The following is a 15,835-nucleotide window of genomic DNA, read 5'->3' on the forward strand; positions in this document are numbered from 1 at the left end:
TTAGCCATCAGGTTGGTAATAACCCTGAAATTTATATACCCTTTCCAAACCTAAAACACACTAAAACCATATAGCGGAGGAACACATGGGAACTGTCGTATGTAAAACAACCGATATTCCAGTGGGCGGATCGAAAGCGTTTGAAACAGAAGGAGAGAAAGTGCTTGTATTCCATCTGGAAGATGGATTTTATGCAACCCAAGCAAGATGCACCCACCTTTTCATGTCATTGGAAAAAGGCAAGGTTATGGAAGGTTGCAATGTACAGTGCCCTTTCCATCGGGCGCAATTTGATATTCGTACGGGCGAAGTCGCAAAATGGGCTAACTTTCCACCGGGTGTCCAATTGCTTAACGCCGTCCGCAAAGAGAAGGCACTGAAAACATTTCCTGTACAGGTACAGGGTGATGACGTGGTAGTGGGCTGATCCGGCTAGCAGCTCGCTCCTAGGAGCGGAACAAACGACTGTACTGGTGTTCGTGCTGCATGCTGGCCAACACCACACCAGGCAGCGATTGCCCTATATCGTCATCCTGAATTTGAGCCGATTGTGCTAACAGATCTGGAATCAATTCTGCCAGCACGTGAAATATTCTCTGGCCTGCCGTCTGCCCCATGGGAAAGGTCTTTAACGCGGCGGCAATCTGATTTTCCAGCCAGCTCCATATCAGCCCCGTACAGGCGGCCTCTTGCGGGATATGTTTTTCCGCAGCGGCCATACTAAATGCAGTAAGGTAGCTGGTTTCTTTATGCTGCCATTTCTCGGCCTTACTATAACCAAGATCCCGTGTAAGCCGCATTAACGCCGTCCCCATCTGAGTATCCTCTTGATACAGCTCTCGGGTTTCCCGCAGCGCCAGGGAATAGCGATTCCAATATTCTACTTGCGTCATGTTTTCGCTTTGCCATGCCCCGTATAGTTTTCTTAATAAGGGCCACTCCTGACAGACAAAACTGATTTTTACGATGCCACTTAACCACTCTTCAAAATCCGCCTCACCTTTTAACCAACCCTGGTCAATGGCGCTCTCTGTTCCTTGAGACCAGGAAAAGCCGCCGATAGGTAGGGATGGACTGGTGAGCTGCAGCAACTGCACCAGTTGCAGCTGATCAATGTTCATGGTGATGGCCATGCTCGTGACTATGTGAATGACTATGCGCATGACCACCGGAGTATGCGCCATCTTCCGGTTCAAAAGGTGCCAATTCAACCATCACATCAAGCCCCAAGCCAATGACCATGTCATCCAGCACGTGGTCGTGCTGATAACGTAGCCACCCCTCTCCAATTTGCAGGGGAACATGACGATTACCCAAGTGGTAGGCAGCCCGCATAACTTTATAAAGATCATCATTAGATACTGTACTGACGGTCTCATTGGCGGCTTTCACTTCAATGAGACGACCGCTTTCATCCAGTAATCTAGTGCCATCCCGCAATATATGTCCGCGCGGCAAAATAAACCCGAGGGGCTCGCCGCTTTCCGCTACCGTCTTCAAACGGCTCTTCTTGCGCTCATCAAACGGCAAGCGCACCGTCAGCTGAGGCTGGGCCTCTGGCACATGAGCGGCAAATTCCGTAACTTTGATCATGCTGTCACTTTCTCTGTTGCATAAAAGACTGTACTAAAATAAAAAATAGCGTTGGGCCATGGGTAACACCGTAGCAGGTTCACAGGTAAGCAATACCCCATCAGCGCGCACCTCGTAGGTTTGCGCATCCACCGTGATGTTGGGCTGATAGTCATTCAACAACAAATGTTGTTTTTTAACGGAGCGACACCCCTTCACTGCCACCAACGGACGTTGCAATCCCAGCTTTTGATCAATGTTGTCATCCAGCGCGGCTTGCGACACAAAGGTCAAGTTCGTATCGAGCAATGAGCGCCCGCAACCACCAAACATCATGCGGTAATGCACTGGTTGTGGCGTGGGGATGGACGCATTGGGATCACCCATAGGCGCCGCTGCGATGGCTCCACCTTTGATAATAAGGGAGGGCTTCACACCAAAAAAGGCAGGTTTCCATAACACCAGATCTGCCCACTTGCCCACTTCTATTGAGCCTACCTCGTGGGCGATACCATGAGTTATGGCGGGGTTAATGGTGTATTTGGCGATATAACGTTTAGCACGGAAGTTATCACTGCGGTCGCTATCCTGTTGCAACGGGCCTCGCTGTACTTTCATTTTGTGGGCGGTCTGCCAGGTGCGACACACCACTTCACCTACGCGCCCCATGGCTTGCGAATCTGACGAGATCATTGAGAATGCACCAAGATCATGCAGTATGTCTTCGGCAGCGATGGTTTCGCGGCGGATACGGGAGTCAGCAAACGCCACGTCTTCAGGTATACCGGAATCCAGGTGATGACACACCATCAACATATCCAGATGCTCGTCTACCGTGTTGATGGTGTAGGGTCGCGTTGGATTAGTTGAGGACGGCAAAACATTGTCCTCACCGCAGACTTTGATGATGTCTGGCGCATGGCCACCACCGGCTCCCTCGGTGTGGTAGGTGTGAATAGTGCGCCCCTTGAACGCCGCCACGGTGTCTTCTACAAAACCGGATTCGTTCAGGGTGTCGGTATGAATGGCCACTTGCACGTCGTACTTTTCCGCCACGCTCAGGCAATTGTCGATCGAGGCCGGCGTTGTACCCCAATCTTCGTGCAGCTTCAGGCCCATAGCACCGGCCACCACCTGCTCCTCAATCGCCTCTGGTAAACTGCCGTTGCCTTTACCCAAAAACCCCAGGTTCATGGGCAGGCCTTCTGCAGCTTTCAGCATTTGCGCCATGTGCCAGGCACCGGGTGTACAAGTGGTTGCGTTGGTGCCAGTCGCCGGGCCAGTACCACCACCCAGCATGGTGGTCACACCGGACATCAAGGCTTCTTCAATCTGTTGCGGACATATAAAATGTATGTGCGCGTCTATGCCGCCCGCCGTGAGGATCTGGCCCTCTCCTGCGATGACTTCGGTGCCAGGGCCAATAACAATGGTCACGCCACTTTGCACATCTGGATTGCCCGCTTTGCCGATCGCAACGATGCGTCCGTTCTTAATGCCAACATCCGCTTTGACAATACCCCAGTAATCCAGAATGACGGCATTGGTGATCACCGTATCGACCGTTTCACTGCGGGGTCGCTGGCTTTGGCCCATACCGTCACGGATGACCTTGCCACCGCCAAATTTCACTTCATCACCGTAGGTGGCGTAATCTTTTTCTATCTCAATAAACAGTTCGGTGTCTGCCAGACGCAAGCGATCCCCCACGGTGGGGCCAAACATTTCGCCATAGGCTCGTCGATCAATCTTCGCCATCTTAAAGTTTCCCCATCACCATGCCACGGAAGCCATATACGGCTTTTTCACCAGCGTACTCCACCAGCGTTACTTCCCGGGTTTGCCCTGGTTCGAAGCGCACGGCAGTCCCCGCGGCGATGTCCAGTCGGAACCCCCGAGCCTTGTCCCGGTCGAAATCCAGTGCTGCATTGGTTTCATAAAAATGATAGTGCGAGCCAACTTGAATCGGTCGGTCACCGGTGTTGGCGACTGCTATGGTCACCTTGGGCAGCCCGGCATTCAGCTCCAGCTCGCCCGGTTCAGTTATCAGTTCACCTGGAATCATGTGTTGTTCTCCTGCGTTTGGGCTGTATCAAGCCTACTTGGCCGTTTAAACAATGGGGTCATGCACGGTCACCAGCTTGGTGCCGTCGGGAAACGTAGCTTCAACCTGCACGTCGTGAATCATTTCGGCAATACCCTCCATTACATCGGCTTTGGTTAACAGGGTACGGCCATAGTCCATCAGTTCCGCAACGGTTCTGCCATCACGGGCGCCCTCCATTATCTCAAATGAGATCAGAGCAATCGCCTCTGGATAATTCAGTTTGAGGCCACGGGCTTTACGACGCTCCGCCAGCTGGGCCGCGCTGAACAGCAGCAGTTTGTCTTTTTCTCGAGGTGTCAGTTCCATTATCGTGTCCTGTTAGGTTTTATTGACTCGATGGTTTAATCGGTTGCATTCAGGTAAACCAGATCCGAGGCGCAATTGCTTCGCAATTCTGCATGATAAAACGCAGCTTGCGCCAGGCAGCAAAAAATGCATTTTTTATCGGCTCTGCCTGCATGGCATGAGCCCTTAGTATCAGCAATTTGGGAAGCTGGGTGACTTCTATAGTCAAGTGTGGCCCGCGATGCTGTTCGCACAGTTGCCGCATACTTGCTTCTGCAGCGGAGTCTTCCAACGTGCAAATCATGGTTGCCAGGGCGTGACTGCCGTTCAGCCCCCAACGCTTATGCATAAGCGCACTGCCACCGGCAAAGCGACTTTTCTCCAGCAGTAAGGGCTGTCCCGACATGGTTACTACCAAATCCTGCTGCAGATCACCGCTCTCAAACAGCTCACTGGATGCGGGCCGCCCCAGACAAGTAATCTCCCAACCGATGAAGCGGGATTCCGGCTGCAGATGGATATGAGTGCGATTTACTGCCAAGGCATCATTGAAAACAATATTTTCCTGGGGCAGCCATTCACCAAAGCCGCCGTCTGCCACCGTCATGGTGACCTGTTGGGTCTGCAACAGCCGCTGGCGATTGGAACAATACACCCGCCCAGCCGATGGCGTCGTCAACAACGCATGGGCATCGCTGCCGATTGTACTGGATATGACCAAACTGTCCCCCGCCACAATGCCCCCCGGGGGATGCAGGATATAGACATGAGCCTGTCCATTGGCTTCGGGGTAAAATGGTCGCTGAACCCGCAATGGGCCCTCATGACGATTACGCACGAGGGCCGTTTTCGCCCCCTTTTGTTCAAATTCCAGGGCAAGGGATGCAGACCACCCGGCCTGAGCCGGGGTCGCAATGGCATTCATTTATTAAGCCTCAACACAGACTGTTTATTGTTCTGATGGAAGTGGGTGGTCACCGCTAAAATTACAGCAAAATCCATTCCTCTGCATGGATAGGCAGAATATTTAACCACTAAACTGTGATATTACTACAGGCCACACCAGATTGGTGCACCCTGCTAGCCTGCGCACCAATCTCTAGCGTTTCATGCGTTTGCGGATAGTGGCTGGAGAAAAATACCCATCAGGCGGGGGCTCGGCATAGAACTCGGTTCCTTCACCGGCGCTGCACTGCAGAAAATAACTGCCGTCCACCAGATCGTGGTAGGCGTCCAGCGCTGAAAACATGCCGGGCATTTCTTCGTAATATGCAGAAAAACGCATGGTGGTACGCCACATATTGTCATCTTTGCCGTAGATATCGACCAGTACGATGCTCCAGGTATCTTCATCAATATAAAACGTACGGCGTTTGTATATATGGCGCTCGTTCTCTTTGAGGCGGGCCTCCACCACCCACACGCGATGCTTTTCAAAGCGCATGGCATTGGGCGCAATATGAAAGGGCATCAATGCCTGGGGATCGTCACAGCGGTTATAGCGCATTTTTTGATTGTTATAGGGAATCAGCATCTCCCGTTTTCCAAGCAATTCCCAATCATATCGATCCAGAGGGCCGTTAAATATATCAATCTCATCGGCCACCCTTATGCCTTCTGAATTAAACAGGGGGGAGTCATAACCCATCGTGGGAGTGCGCCGCATGCGACGTTCCCCGGTGATATAAATCCAGGCTTGACGAGGTTTACGCACAGGCTGCAGGCTTTCATGGATAAGCAGGCCGCCACCGGCCAAACGGGCCGGCCCCAGAATATGAGAAAAATAATACGCATTGCGCCAATTCAGCTCAGGGGTTTCACGGTCACGCTGATAGAAATGGGCGTAGGTTTCGATGATGGTTTCCAGTGAATCCACCAACATATTGGGATAAACCGTTGACTCGTATAGATGCAGTGAGATGAATACCCCTTTCCAGCGGGTTTGATGGTTCCACATCACTTCATAGGGCGTAGTCGGTTTCGGAAAGGGTGTACCTGGCCAGGCGGCAAGCACCTCGTCGCCACTGTCGCTGATACGGGCATCCTGCAGGTTCTTGCTGGCCGCCTCGTAGGTCCAAGCAGGCTGACGCGCAGTGCGATGGGTTTGGTAAACCGGAATATTGAAACTGTCCGGATGCAGTTCAAACATCTTCTGCAATCCAGGTGTGAGCAGTGCCTGGTATTGCGCCTGATTCTCTGCGGTAATTCGGTACAGTGGCTGCTCAGCGGCGATATCAGCCATCCACTGCAGATGATCTTCGTCGCTGAGCTCATCTGCAGACCAGCTGGGGATTGAGCCATCAGCGTTGGCGGCACGTTCAGCACCTATTGGGGTGAGTTCCTTGCCCAAGGTAGCGGCCTGCACAGGCAGGGTCAGCAGGGCTAACAACAGAGCGATACTGGTGCGCAGGTTCATGGTGTGTTCCTGTTATTGCTGTTGTGTTTGTTGTTCTTTTAATAACAAAATCAGGTTCTGAAACAACGCATCCTGATCTATGGGCTTCTTCAAGAACCCTTTCATGCCGACTTCCATGGCCTGAGTCTCGTAGTCTGACAAGACATGGGCCGTCAATGCAACTATAAGCGAAACCGGCTTTTGGTTGCTGCGCTCCCATGCCAGTATTTTCCGTGCGGCGGTGATGCCGTCCATTTCAGGCATCTCCCAATCCATCAAGATGCAATCGTAGCGCAGGCCGTGTTTGGTAATCTTTTCATAGGCGAGCTTGCCATTTTCAACCACATCCACGCTGATACCCGCTTTTTTCAGCATTCCCTGAATCACCATCTGGTTAACCTTGTTGTCCTCCGCCACCAGCACTCGCTTGCCAGATAGTTCATTACGATAATGCTGCTGACGCACCGACAGATCAGCCGTTTCCACGCCAGACAGACGGGACTCATCAATTGCATGCAGTTCAATGGTAAACCAAAACGTGGTGCCGCTACCGCGCTTGCTGTTAACGCCGATTTCCCCTCCCATTAAATGGCAAAGACGCTGACAAATGGCCAATCCCAGCCCGGTGCCTCCATAACGACGCGAAATGGACTTATCAGCCTGGGAGAACTGCTTGAACAACTCCGCCTGTTGCGTGTTATCCATGCCGATGCCGGTATCCCGCACAACGCCGTAAAGAAAGGTTTTTTCCTCCGTTGATTTCACCGACAGACGAACGTTGACTGACCCCTGCTCGGTAAACTTCAACCCGTTCCCCACCAAGTTCATCAGGATCTGACGCAGCCGCTGGGGGTCACAGTTCACCAGGTTGGGCACACTTTTATCAAACGAAATGTTCAGCTCTACGTTACGCTGCCGAAACAGCGGTTTGAACAGGGTCAGAGACTCATTGACCTCCTGGCGCGGATCAAACATGGTGTTATCAATCTGCAGCTTGCCCGCCTCGATCTTGGAGTAATCAAGCACATCATTGATGACCGCCAGCAGGGTCTGACCTGAGCTTTTCAGCGCCATCAGGTAGTTTTTCTGCTCCTCATTGAGCGGCGTGCCCGACAGCAGATCCACCATACCCAAAACACCATTGATAGGCGTACGTATCTCATGGCTCATGGTGGCCAAGAACTGGCTTTTGGCGCGATCTGCAGCCTCGGCAGCCTCTTTCTCCTGACGTTCTTTCTGACGCCCGGATGCTTCTCTTAGGTCCACCATATAGATGATGCTGTACACCAGCACCAGTAGCGCCATGCCGGTCATTGTCCAGCGCTGCTCAACCACCGCTGACTGGCGCTCCAGATGATATTGGGACTGCAGCAGGGAAAGAATCTGATCCCGGTAAACCGATGCGGTAACCACATACTGCGACACGTTGCGGTAGTAATTACGCCAAGGCGTATCGAGATCCGGGGACTGAATCACCTGATCATCAAGGGTATCGGCGGCTTCCTGCAGCAGATTCCAGGGAATATCCTTGAAGGGAGCCTTGCCAATCAGATCCGGGTGATTTTTAAGCAATTGGTTGGCTCGAATATTGAGCCGTTCGTGCTGCAACTCCAGGCGTTCATAGATACGCTCCAGGCTGTCAACCCCATCAGAGGGCACATGGCCTATGCGCAAGTAAAGGCTGCCATAAGAGCGGGCACGCCCCAGATCCGTGGTCAGATCGCTGAATTCGTCCAAAGCCAGATAGATCAAATTGAGGGAAACATCGAGGCGATCGCCAAACATGCCACCCTGATCAGCAAGCCGAAACTGAATCTGCTGCAGGGTTTCCACCAGCGGCTGATGCTCTCGGAATGCCACCTCCGGCGTATAAAGCTCCGCCCCCAACACCGGCCGCACTCGCTTTATTTGCTTGATTATTCTAGGAAAAGTTAACTCAAGAATAGGGTTATCCTGACTGAAGCTGGCATCCTGACTCAACGTCGACATGGCATTCAACAGCTCCTGACGCTGCCGCTCATATTCCGCCTCCAGTTCCTCGGAGCGGTCATAGACAACAATGACACTTAAATCACGCAGCCGCTCAGCCAGATCCACCACGTTCTGCAGGATACGAATGTCGTGAATCGATTTCAGTTTGCGGTCTATGCTCTGAATACGCTCATCACCGCCGTACAATAGCTGGACGAGCAGCAGCAGCAATGGCACCACAAGAAAGAGTGACAATAGGCCAATTCGGGTGGGCAAAAAGACTCGGCCATCCAGTCGATACAAGTGAAAAGTTCCCGTATATAATTGATTTTCGGTTAATATCTACCTAAATATAGCGGCTTTACTAACAATTTTCTGCTTTTTTACCAGACAAAAAAAAGCCCCGCTCGATCACTCGGCGGGGCTTTCTGTTCGATTCGCCTTACTTGGAATTATCAACCATGTAATCTACGATGGCTTTAATGTCATCATCAGAACAGGCGGCGCAGGTGCCACGGGGCGGCATCATGTTTAAACCGTTAATGGCATGAGAATACAGTGTATCATTGCCCTGAGCGATTCGAGGTGCCCACGCTGCTGCATCACCCACTTTCGGTGCACCGGCAGCACCGGTTGCGTGGCAGGCTGCGCAAGCATTGTACATCTCTTTAGGGGTTTTCTTGGCGTCCGCTGCCGCAACTGCAGCCACCGGTGCCGCGCTACCGCATTCTTCACCCTGCAAGCACACTTTTGCGGCTGGCTGAGTACGCGCATCAATCTTGGCGGGGCTCATGATAGAGCGCATGCCCACAGGCTCATCGTTTCCGGATTGATCTGCCAACTTGGACGCCAGTGCCTGACCAGACACACTCAAACCAACCAAAACTGCCAAAGAAACAATAAGTTGCTTCATCATGCCCATTTTTCCTCATCCTCTCTACACAATGCTTCGCGGCACTTTTGGCCCAGTCGAAACGGTTACAATTCGTTGAAGGCCGCAAGTATACCGTTAGTTACCCCTAAAACGGAATCACTGGGGCGGAAAGTTAGCCAGCATTTCCTGCACCAGATCCTGAATCAGATACTCCCTTTGGCTAGGATTCATGCTGTCCAGCAAATTACGGGTAGCCTTTGCAGTCCAAACCAGCTGATTGGACTGCGTATCCACCACCTCCAATATCAGCTTACCCTCAGTCTTCTCCTTGGCCTTGGGGCCAGTGCTGACACCCACCCCCATATTGCCGCCAGAGACCCCAAAACCGAAACTGACCCCTGAATTATCGATCTTGCGCTCGGCTTGAAGGTAGTACGCCACCAGAAAATCGGCCGCCCCCTGTTCCACCTGGCTGTAACGGCCAGCCAGCGCCTTTTGTATGGCCTGTTCAATACGGCTTCCATCCAGAGATTGATACGTCTGCTTCTCACTTTGTTGCAAGGCATAGCCTTGATAAGAAGCGTAATTGAACCCTGGATTATAATCATAATTGGCCAGTTTCTGAGCGCACCCACCTAAAAGCATACAAAACAAGCTAATGGTGACTAATATCAGTCTCGACATGAAGGGTTTCCTTTACACTGTGGATTAGTAATATGCTTGAGCATACGCAAGTGCAGTGAATCTGAAAACCAGATCTGGCCTACTGGAAAGGAAATTCGTTTCATCACACCATGAATGCTTCGATACAACAAAAGGCCCGTCGCTCCACCGCCATGCTGCTCAGTATCAGCCTGGGAGGTGTCGCCGTGGCCGCACTGGTGGCAACCGCAGTGGCCATGATGGTGGCTGACACCCTGCGGGGTGATGCGTATGCCATCAACCTCGCTGGATCAATGCGTATGCAGTCCTATCGCATGCTAACGGCGCGGCTCAACAACGAAAGCCCGGCAGAACTGAATCACCGCATCAACGCCTATCAAGAGAAACTGGATGATCCGTTGCTCGAGCGCATGGCGGCATTCAACAGTGACGCTCTGCTCCACCAACAATTGACCCTGCTGGAAAGCGACTGGCGCGACCAGCTGAGGCCCGCCCTTGAAGATCCGGCGTACAATTCTGCAGACTTGGTACCCATCGTTGAAGGCTATGTCACCCGCATCGATCAAGCGGTGCAGATGCTGCAGCAACAGTCGGAGAACAAAGTCAACACGTTGCGAAATGTGCAAACGTTTTCACTGCTGATATTGTTCTCACTGTCGGCACTGCTATTGCTAGCGGTGAACTTCAAATGGGTGGCGCCGCTCAAAGAATTTATGGCCGCCGTAAAACGCCTGCAAAACGGAGATTTCAGCACCCGCATACAATACAGTAATAACGACGAGCTGGGCCTTTTGGGTGAAACCATCAATCAAATGGCTGACCAGTTGGCGGCCCTCTACAATCAACTCGAACAACGGGTAAAAGATAAGACGCTGCAACTGCAACGGTCAAATGAATCGCTTGGCTTGCTGTATGAAAACAGTCGCCTGCTGTTTGCCAATCCTGATGAGCTCTATAACAACCTGCCTGCGGTGTTAAAAGAGCTGCAGCGCGTTACTCAGCTGGGCACCATCTCCCTGTGTCTGCGGCAAAAAGCTACCGGTCCATCCTATAAACTGCTTACCTCCGGCAATACCGCCAGACCCAGCTTTTGCCGCATGCCACATTGCGATGAATGCCGTAAGGAACCAGACAAAACCATCTTTGCCCCCCACTTGAAAGAGGTGGTGATGTTCCCTGTAATCAGCGGCGATGTACACGTTGGCGACATCAGCGTCGAACTGCATCACGATCAGAACATCTCACCGTGGCAAAACAACTTGCTCAACGCAATGGCCGAAGTTATCGCCACCACACAAAGCCTGTCCAAGCTAAGCCATCAGCATTCACGCTTGGCCCTGATGGAAGAACGGGCGGCCATTGCCCGCGAACTGCACGATTCCCTGGCGCAATCGCTTTCCTACCAAAAGATGCAGGCCAGCCGCCTGCGCAAACTGCTGGAAAAATCAGCCAGCGACGAAGAACTGTTTGATGCCATCGCCCAAAGCCAGGCAGGCCTGAATGAGTCCTACAAGCAATTGAGGGAATTGATCAGCACCTTCCGCATCAGCGTTTCCGAGCCGGGCTTTGAAGATGCCGTCAGCAAAGCCGTAACCGAAATCACACAACAGCAGAACCTGCCGATAGAGCTGGACTATGGCATCGGACACTGCCCACTGAGCGCCAATGAAGAAACCCATTGCCTGCATATCATACGAGAAGCCCTCAACAACGTCGCCAAACACGCACAAGCCAAGCGTGCTCGGGTTCAGCTGAAACAACTGCCCAGTGGCTACATCCAATTGCAAGTAGAAGACGACGGCATCGGCATTGCCGAGAACCCCCACAAACAAAATCATTTCGGACTTTCGATTTTGGCAGAACGCAGCAGCCACTTGCATGGTAATCTCGTCATCACCCGCCCGGAACAGGGGGGCACCTTAATCGACGTGACCTTTGAACCCAAATTCCTTAACAACACTAGAATGAAACCCAATGATGTTACAGAAGTCAGCCTTGACCGTGTTGGTGGTTGATGACCACCCTCTGCTGCGCAAAGGTGTGGTAGACCTGCTTACTCTTGAAGATGAAATCATCCCTGTGGGTGAAGCCAGCGATGGCATCGACGCAGTGCGCAAAGCCCAGGAACTGGAGCCGGATCTGATACTGCTGGATCTGAACATGCCCGGCATGAATGGTATTGAAACCATCCGCGCGCTACGCAATGCCGGCGTCGATTCACGAATTCTGCTGTTTACCGTATCCGATAGTGAGTTTGATGTCCTGTCAGCATTTCGAGAAGGCGCGGATGGCTACCTGCTGAAAGATGTGGAACCTGAAGCCCTCATCAACAGCATCAAAAAAGCGGCCAAAGGCATAACCACGGTGAGCCCGGAATTAGTGGACATACTCACATCGGCCATCAAATCACGCGACGGACAACATGACTCTGAACTGGATGATCTGACCGATCGGGAAAAGGAAGTGCTCACTCATGTGGCCCATGGGCTTTCCAACAAAATGATTGCCCGCGAATTGGACATCGCCGAAGGCACGGTGAAAGTTCACGTTAAGAGATTACTCAAAAAACTGGGCATGCGCTCCCGCGTTGAAGCCGCAGTATGGCTAACCAAGCTCAACGATTGATCGTAACTGCCACAGGTGATACCCCGATAGGAGTATCACCTACCTACAATGCATCTTCCCGCCCCTCACGCAACATGACCCCGATCAATTTAGTCAGGTATTCCTGGATCAATAATGCCCGTACATCTTTTAACGATGAAGGGGGCATACAATGCCAGACATCTTTACAAAAACCATGGCACGCAATATCTATTGGGGGGGCAGCGTATTTTTCATACTGGTATTTGTTGCCCTGACCTTTGACACCACACAGCGTCTACCAGAACGCGATCACCGGGAGAACATCACTGAGCAGGTCGCACTGGGCAAAGCCGTATGGGAGAGAAACAACTGCATCGGCTGCCACACCCTGTTGGGCGAAGGTGCCTACTTTGCACCAGAGCTTGGCAACGTCTATCAACGCTTCGGCAATTCCAAAGAAGCCATCAAAGGTTTCATCAAGAGCCGCCCGGTTGACGGCATACCCGGTCGCCGCAGCATGCCGCAGTTTAACCTGACAGAAGAAGAGCTGGAGGCCATCGCCGAGTTCCTGAAGTGGACCAGCGAAGTAAATACCGAAAACTGGCCCCCCAACATTAACGGTTAAAAGGAGACTATCATGAGTGAAGCACAATTACGTTATCAGTCTCAGGCCGTTGCCATGCCGTACTTTATCGCGGCCATCGGTTTGTTTGTAGGGCAGGTTTTGTTTGGATTGATCATGGGCCTGCAGTACGTTTGGGGAGACTTCCTGTTCCCTGAAATTCCGTTCAACGTTGCCCGCATGGTGCACACCAATTTACTGATCGTGTGGCTACTATTCGGATTTATGGGCGCAGCCTACTACCTTGTTCCAGAAGAATCCGAACGCGAGCTGCACAGCACCAAGCTGGCACTGGCACTGTTCTGGATATTTCTGATAGCCGGGGTACTGACTATCGTTGGCTACCTGGCCGTTCCCTATGCCACCTTGGCCAAGATCACCGGCAACGACATTCTGCCCACAATGGGCCGTGAGTTTCTGGAGCAACCAACCATCACCAAAATCGGTATTGTTATTGTCGCACTGGGCTTTTTATACAACATCGGCATGACCGTGCTGTCCGGTCGCAAAACTGTCATCAGCGTGGTGCTGCTCACAGGATTGGTTGGCTTGGCGGTTATGTTCCTGTTCTCCTTCTACAACCCCGAAAACCTGATTCTGGATAAATACTTCTGGTGGTGGGTGGTTCATCTTTGGGTTGAAGGTGTGTGGGAACTGATCCTGGGTGCGATCCTGGCGTTTGTACTGATCAAAACCACAGGCGTGGATCGTGAGGTCATCGACAAATGGCTGTATGTCATCATCGCCGCAGCACTGATTACCGGCATCCTGGGTACTGGTCACCATTACTACTGGATCGGGGCACCTGCATACTGGCAATGGCTGGGTTCTATCTTCTCCGCGTTCGAACCCATCCCGTTCTTTATGATGACCATCTTCGCCTTTAACATGGTGTTCAAGCGTCGTAAACAACATCCCAATAAAGCGACCGTGTTGTGGGCCATGGGTACAGGTGTAATGGCTTTTCTCGGTGCAGGCGTGTGGGGCTTTATGCATACCCTGGCACCCGTTAACTACTATACCCACGGCACTCAAATTACCGCCGCCCATGGACACATGGCTTTCTATGGTGCCTACGCGATGATCGTACTTACCATCATATCCTACGCCATGCCCAAACTACGCGGCATTGGCACAGCTATGAGCAATCGAGCGCAAGTCGTAGAAATGTGGAGCTTCTGGCTGATGACCGTTGCGATGGTCTTCATCACACTGTTCCTGACTGCCGCCGGTGTACTACAGGTCTGGCTGCAACGCTATCAACCAAACCCAATGCCATTTATGGCAACACAGGATCAAGTCGCCATATTCTACTGGTGTCGCGAACTGTCTGGAATAGTCTTTACCATCGGCCTGATCTTGTACATCGTCAGTTTTTTCATCAAAGGGGAACAGCCACAAGCTGAACCTGCCAAGGCCTAACATACATCAGGTTAGGGCTTGCTTAAGCCAGAGGCTGCCGTGATATTACCCTGTCATGGCAGCCTCATTACGCCAACCCGAGTCATAAGGTCTTGTCATGAATTCTTCTTTACAACTAGGTGATGATCCCACCGCACAAACCCCTTTCTACCAACCTCAGGCCGAAGAAGTAACCTTGTTCGAGCACGCCTACCGACACCAGCTTCCAGTATTACTGAAAGGCCCCACCGGTTGCGGCAAAACACGTTTTATTCGTCATATGGCCACCAAGCTCGGCTTGCCACTGTACACCGTGGCCTGCCACGATGATCTGACAGCCGCTGACTTGGTAGGACGCCACCTGCTGCAGGAAGGCGATACCGTGTGGAATGATGGCCCGCTCACCCGGGCAGTGCGTGAAGGTGGAATTTGTTATCTGGATGAAGTAGTAGAAGCACGCAAGGACACCACTGTAGTGTTACACCCCTTGTCGGATGATCGGCGCGAACTACCCATCGAGCGCACCGGTGAACTGCTGAAAGCACCCGACAACTTCATGTTGGTCGTATCATACAACCCAGGCTATCAGAACGTCTTCAAAGGTATGAAGCCATCCACGCGGCAACGCTTTGTAGCCATGCGTTTTAACTTTCCAACACCCGCGCTGGAACAGAAAATCGTTATCAAAGAAAGCGGCGTAGCACCGGCCATTGCCCAGCAATTGGTAGAGATAGCACAGGCATTACGTCGCTTGCAGGATCATGATTTAGAAGAATCGGTATCCACAAGGTTGCTGGTGTACTGTGCCAGCTTGCTGAACAGCGGCTTACCCTGGCAAATCGCCTGTCGGGCAGCCATCGCAGAGCCACTCTCAGACGATGAAGACACCGTAACAGCTCTAATGGATGTCATCACCGCTATCATGGATGGCTGAGCCACACACATAGTCAATGAACACATAGATTCTGGATCTTAACGCGATGAATGATGAGCATGAACGTAAACTGGCTGGGCAATCCCATATATTCTACTTATTGAATATCAGTTTTCTGCCAGTGATTGGATTCGCACTACAGATAATATTGTGGCGTCATACTCGGACCCGGTGCCTGGCGTTCGCCATGGCACATACACGCCAGTCCATCATTGCCAGCATCACCGCAGGCTGTGCACTGACCATAGTAACCGGCTTGATCTTGATCATTGGCGAACTCTCATCTCCCTATACTTGGGTTGTGTTGATTCTGTATTTCACCTTATGTCATACCGCCCTGATCCTGCTGGGCATCTTGGGTTACGCCCGCGCCAACGCAGGAAAGCCATTCATGTTTTTTCACTATGCAACCTGGTGGGGATAAA

Annotated in this window: 17 protein-coding genes; 7 read left to right on the top strand and 10 right to left on the bottom strand. The window is 52.0% G+C overall.

What is annotated here, in order from left to right:
• The first annotated feature begins 85 nt into the window (after positions 1-85).
• Positions 86-427 (top strand): Rieske (2Fe-2S) protein, encoded by a 342-nt coding sequence (locus Kalk_RS09585; RefSeq protein WP_101894034.1) that lies wholly within the window; start codon positions 86-88, stop codon positions 425-427.
• A gap of 19 nt (positions 428-446) precedes the next feature.
• On the opposite strand, the gene Kalk_RS09590 is transcribed toward Kalk_RS09585, so the two are convergent.
• The 10 genes from Kalk_RS09590 to Kalk_RS09635 form a co-directional block, all read right to left on the bottom strand.
• A complete protein-coding gene (locus tag Kalk_RS09590; protein WP_158643409.1) occupies positions 447-1,121 on the bottom strand; it encodes an urease accessory protein UreF in 675 nt (224 codons plus the stop codon).
• Complete coding sequence (gene ureE / locus Kalk_RS09595; protein WP_101894036.1) at positions 1,111-1,593, bottom strand: urease accessory protein UreE; 483 nt, start codon at positions 1,591-1,593, stop codon at positions 1,111-1,113. Before ureE ends, Kalk_RS09590 begins: the two co-directional genes overlap by 11 nt.
• 33 nt (positions 1,594-1,626) lie before the next feature.
• Positions 1,627-3,330: an urease subunit alpha gene (gene ureC, locus Kalk_RS09600; protein ID WP_101894037.1), complete on the bottom strand. Its 1,704-nt coding sequence runs from the start codon at positions 3,328-3,330 to the stop codon at positions 1,627-1,629.
• Position 3,331: 1 nt separating this feature from the next.
• Positions 3,332-3,637 (bottom strand): urease subunit beta, encoded by a 306-nt coding sequence (locus Kalk_RS09605; RefSeq protein WP_101894038.1) that lies wholly within the window; start codon positions 3,635-3,637, stop codon positions 3,332-3,334.
• A gap of 45 nt (positions 3,638-3,682) precedes the next feature.
• Positions 3,683-3,985, bottom strand: coding sequence for an urease subunit gamma (ureA, locus tag Kalk_RS09610; RefSeq protein ID WP_101894039.1), 303 nt, complete (start codon positions 3,983-3,985; stop codon positions 3,683-3,685).
• Between the two features lie 49 nt (positions 3,986-4,034).
• The gene (locus Kalk_RS09615; RefSeq protein WP_101894040.1) at positions 4,035-4,889 is read right to left on the bottom strand and encodes an urease accessory protein UreD; all 855 of its coding nucleotides are present in this window, start codon (positions 4,887-4,889) and stop codon (positions 4,035-4,037) included.
• Between the two features lie 174 nt (positions 4,890-5,063).
• Positions 5,064-6,380 (bottom strand): DUF1329 domain-containing protein, encoded by a 1,317-nt coding sequence (locus tag Kalk_RS09620; RefSeq protein ID WP_101894041.1) that lies wholly within the window; start codon positions 6,378-6,380, stop codon positions 5,064-5,066.
• 12 nt (positions 6,381-6,392) lie between these two features.
• A complete protein-coding gene (locus Kalk_RS09625; protein WP_101894042.1) occupies positions 6,393-8,633 on the bottom strand; it encodes a hybrid sensor histidine kinase/response regulator in 2,241 nt (746 codons plus the stop codon).
• A 139-nt stretch (positions 8,634-8,772) separates the two neighbouring features.
• Complete coding sequence (locus tag Kalk_RS09630; protein ID WP_233716864.1) at positions 8,773-9,246, bottom strand: c-type cytochrome; 474 nt, start codon at positions 9,244-9,246, stop codon at positions 8,773-8,775.
• A 114-nt stretch (positions 9,247-9,360) separates the two neighbouring features.
• The gene (locus Kalk_RS09635; RefSeq protein ID WP_101894043.1) at positions 9,361-9,888 is read right to left on the bottom strand and encodes a DUF4136 domain-containing protein; all 528 of its coding nucleotides are present in this window, start codon (positions 9,886-9,888) and stop codon (positions 9,361-9,363) included.
• A gap of 110 nt (positions 9,889-9,998) precedes the next feature.
• Here Kalk_RS09635 and Kalk_RS09640 point away from each other — a divergent pair, with 110 nt between their 5' ends.
• From Kalk_RS09640 to Kalk_RS21190, 6 genes are all read left to right on the top strand, one after another.
• Positions 9,999-11,882, top strand: a complete 1,884-nt coding sequence (locus tag Kalk_RS09640) for a histidine kinase (RefSeq protein WP_101894044.1) — start codon at positions 9,999-10,001, stop codon at positions 11,880-11,882.
• Positions 11,845-12,492 (top strand): two-component system response regulator NarL, encoded by a 648-nt coding sequence (gene narL, locus Kalk_RS09645; protein ID WP_199768075.1) that lies wholly within the window; start codon positions 11,845-11,847, stop codon positions 12,490-12,492. Before Kalk_RS09640 ends, narL begins: the two co-directional genes overlap by 38 nt.
• A 151-nt stretch (positions 12,493-12,643) precedes the next feature.
• Positions 12,644-13,078 carry a c-type cytochrome gene (locus Kalk_RS09650; protein ID WP_101894046.1) on the top strand — a complete coding sequence of 145 codons (435 nt, stop codon included), beginning with the start codon at positions 12,644-12,646 and terminating at the stop codon, positions 13,076-13,078.
• A gap of 12 nt (positions 13,079-13,090) precedes the next feature.
• The gene (locus Kalk_RS09655) at positions 13,091-14,497 is read left to right on the top strand and encodes a cbb3-type cytochrome c oxidase subunit I (RefSeq protein WP_101894047.1); all 1,407 of its coding nucleotides are present in this window, start codon (positions 13,091-13,093) and stop codon (positions 14,495-14,497) included.
• Between the two features lie 97 nt (positions 14,498-14,594).
• The gene (locus Kalk_RS09660) at positions 14,595-15,410 is read left to right on the top strand and encodes a CbbQ/NirQ/NorQ/GpvN family protein (protein WP_101894048.1); all 816 of its coding nucleotides are present in this window, start codon (positions 14,595-14,597) and stop codon (positions 15,408-15,410) included.
• A gap of 187 nt (positions 15,411-15,597) precedes the next feature.
• Positions 15,598-15,834 (top strand): hypothetical protein, encoded by a 237-nt coding sequence (locus Kalk_RS21190; RefSeq protein ID WP_158643410.1) that lies wholly within the window; start codon positions 15,598-15,600, stop codon positions 15,832-15,834.
• The last annotated feature ends 1 nt before the right edge of the window (position 15,835 follow it).

The sequence above is a fragment of the Ketobacter alkanivorans genome (genome assembly GCF_002863865.1).
In the GTDB taxonomy this organism is placed as follows: Bacteria; Pseudomonadota; Gammaproteobacteria; order Pseudomonadales; family Ketobacteraceae; genus Ketobacter; species Ketobacter alkanivorans.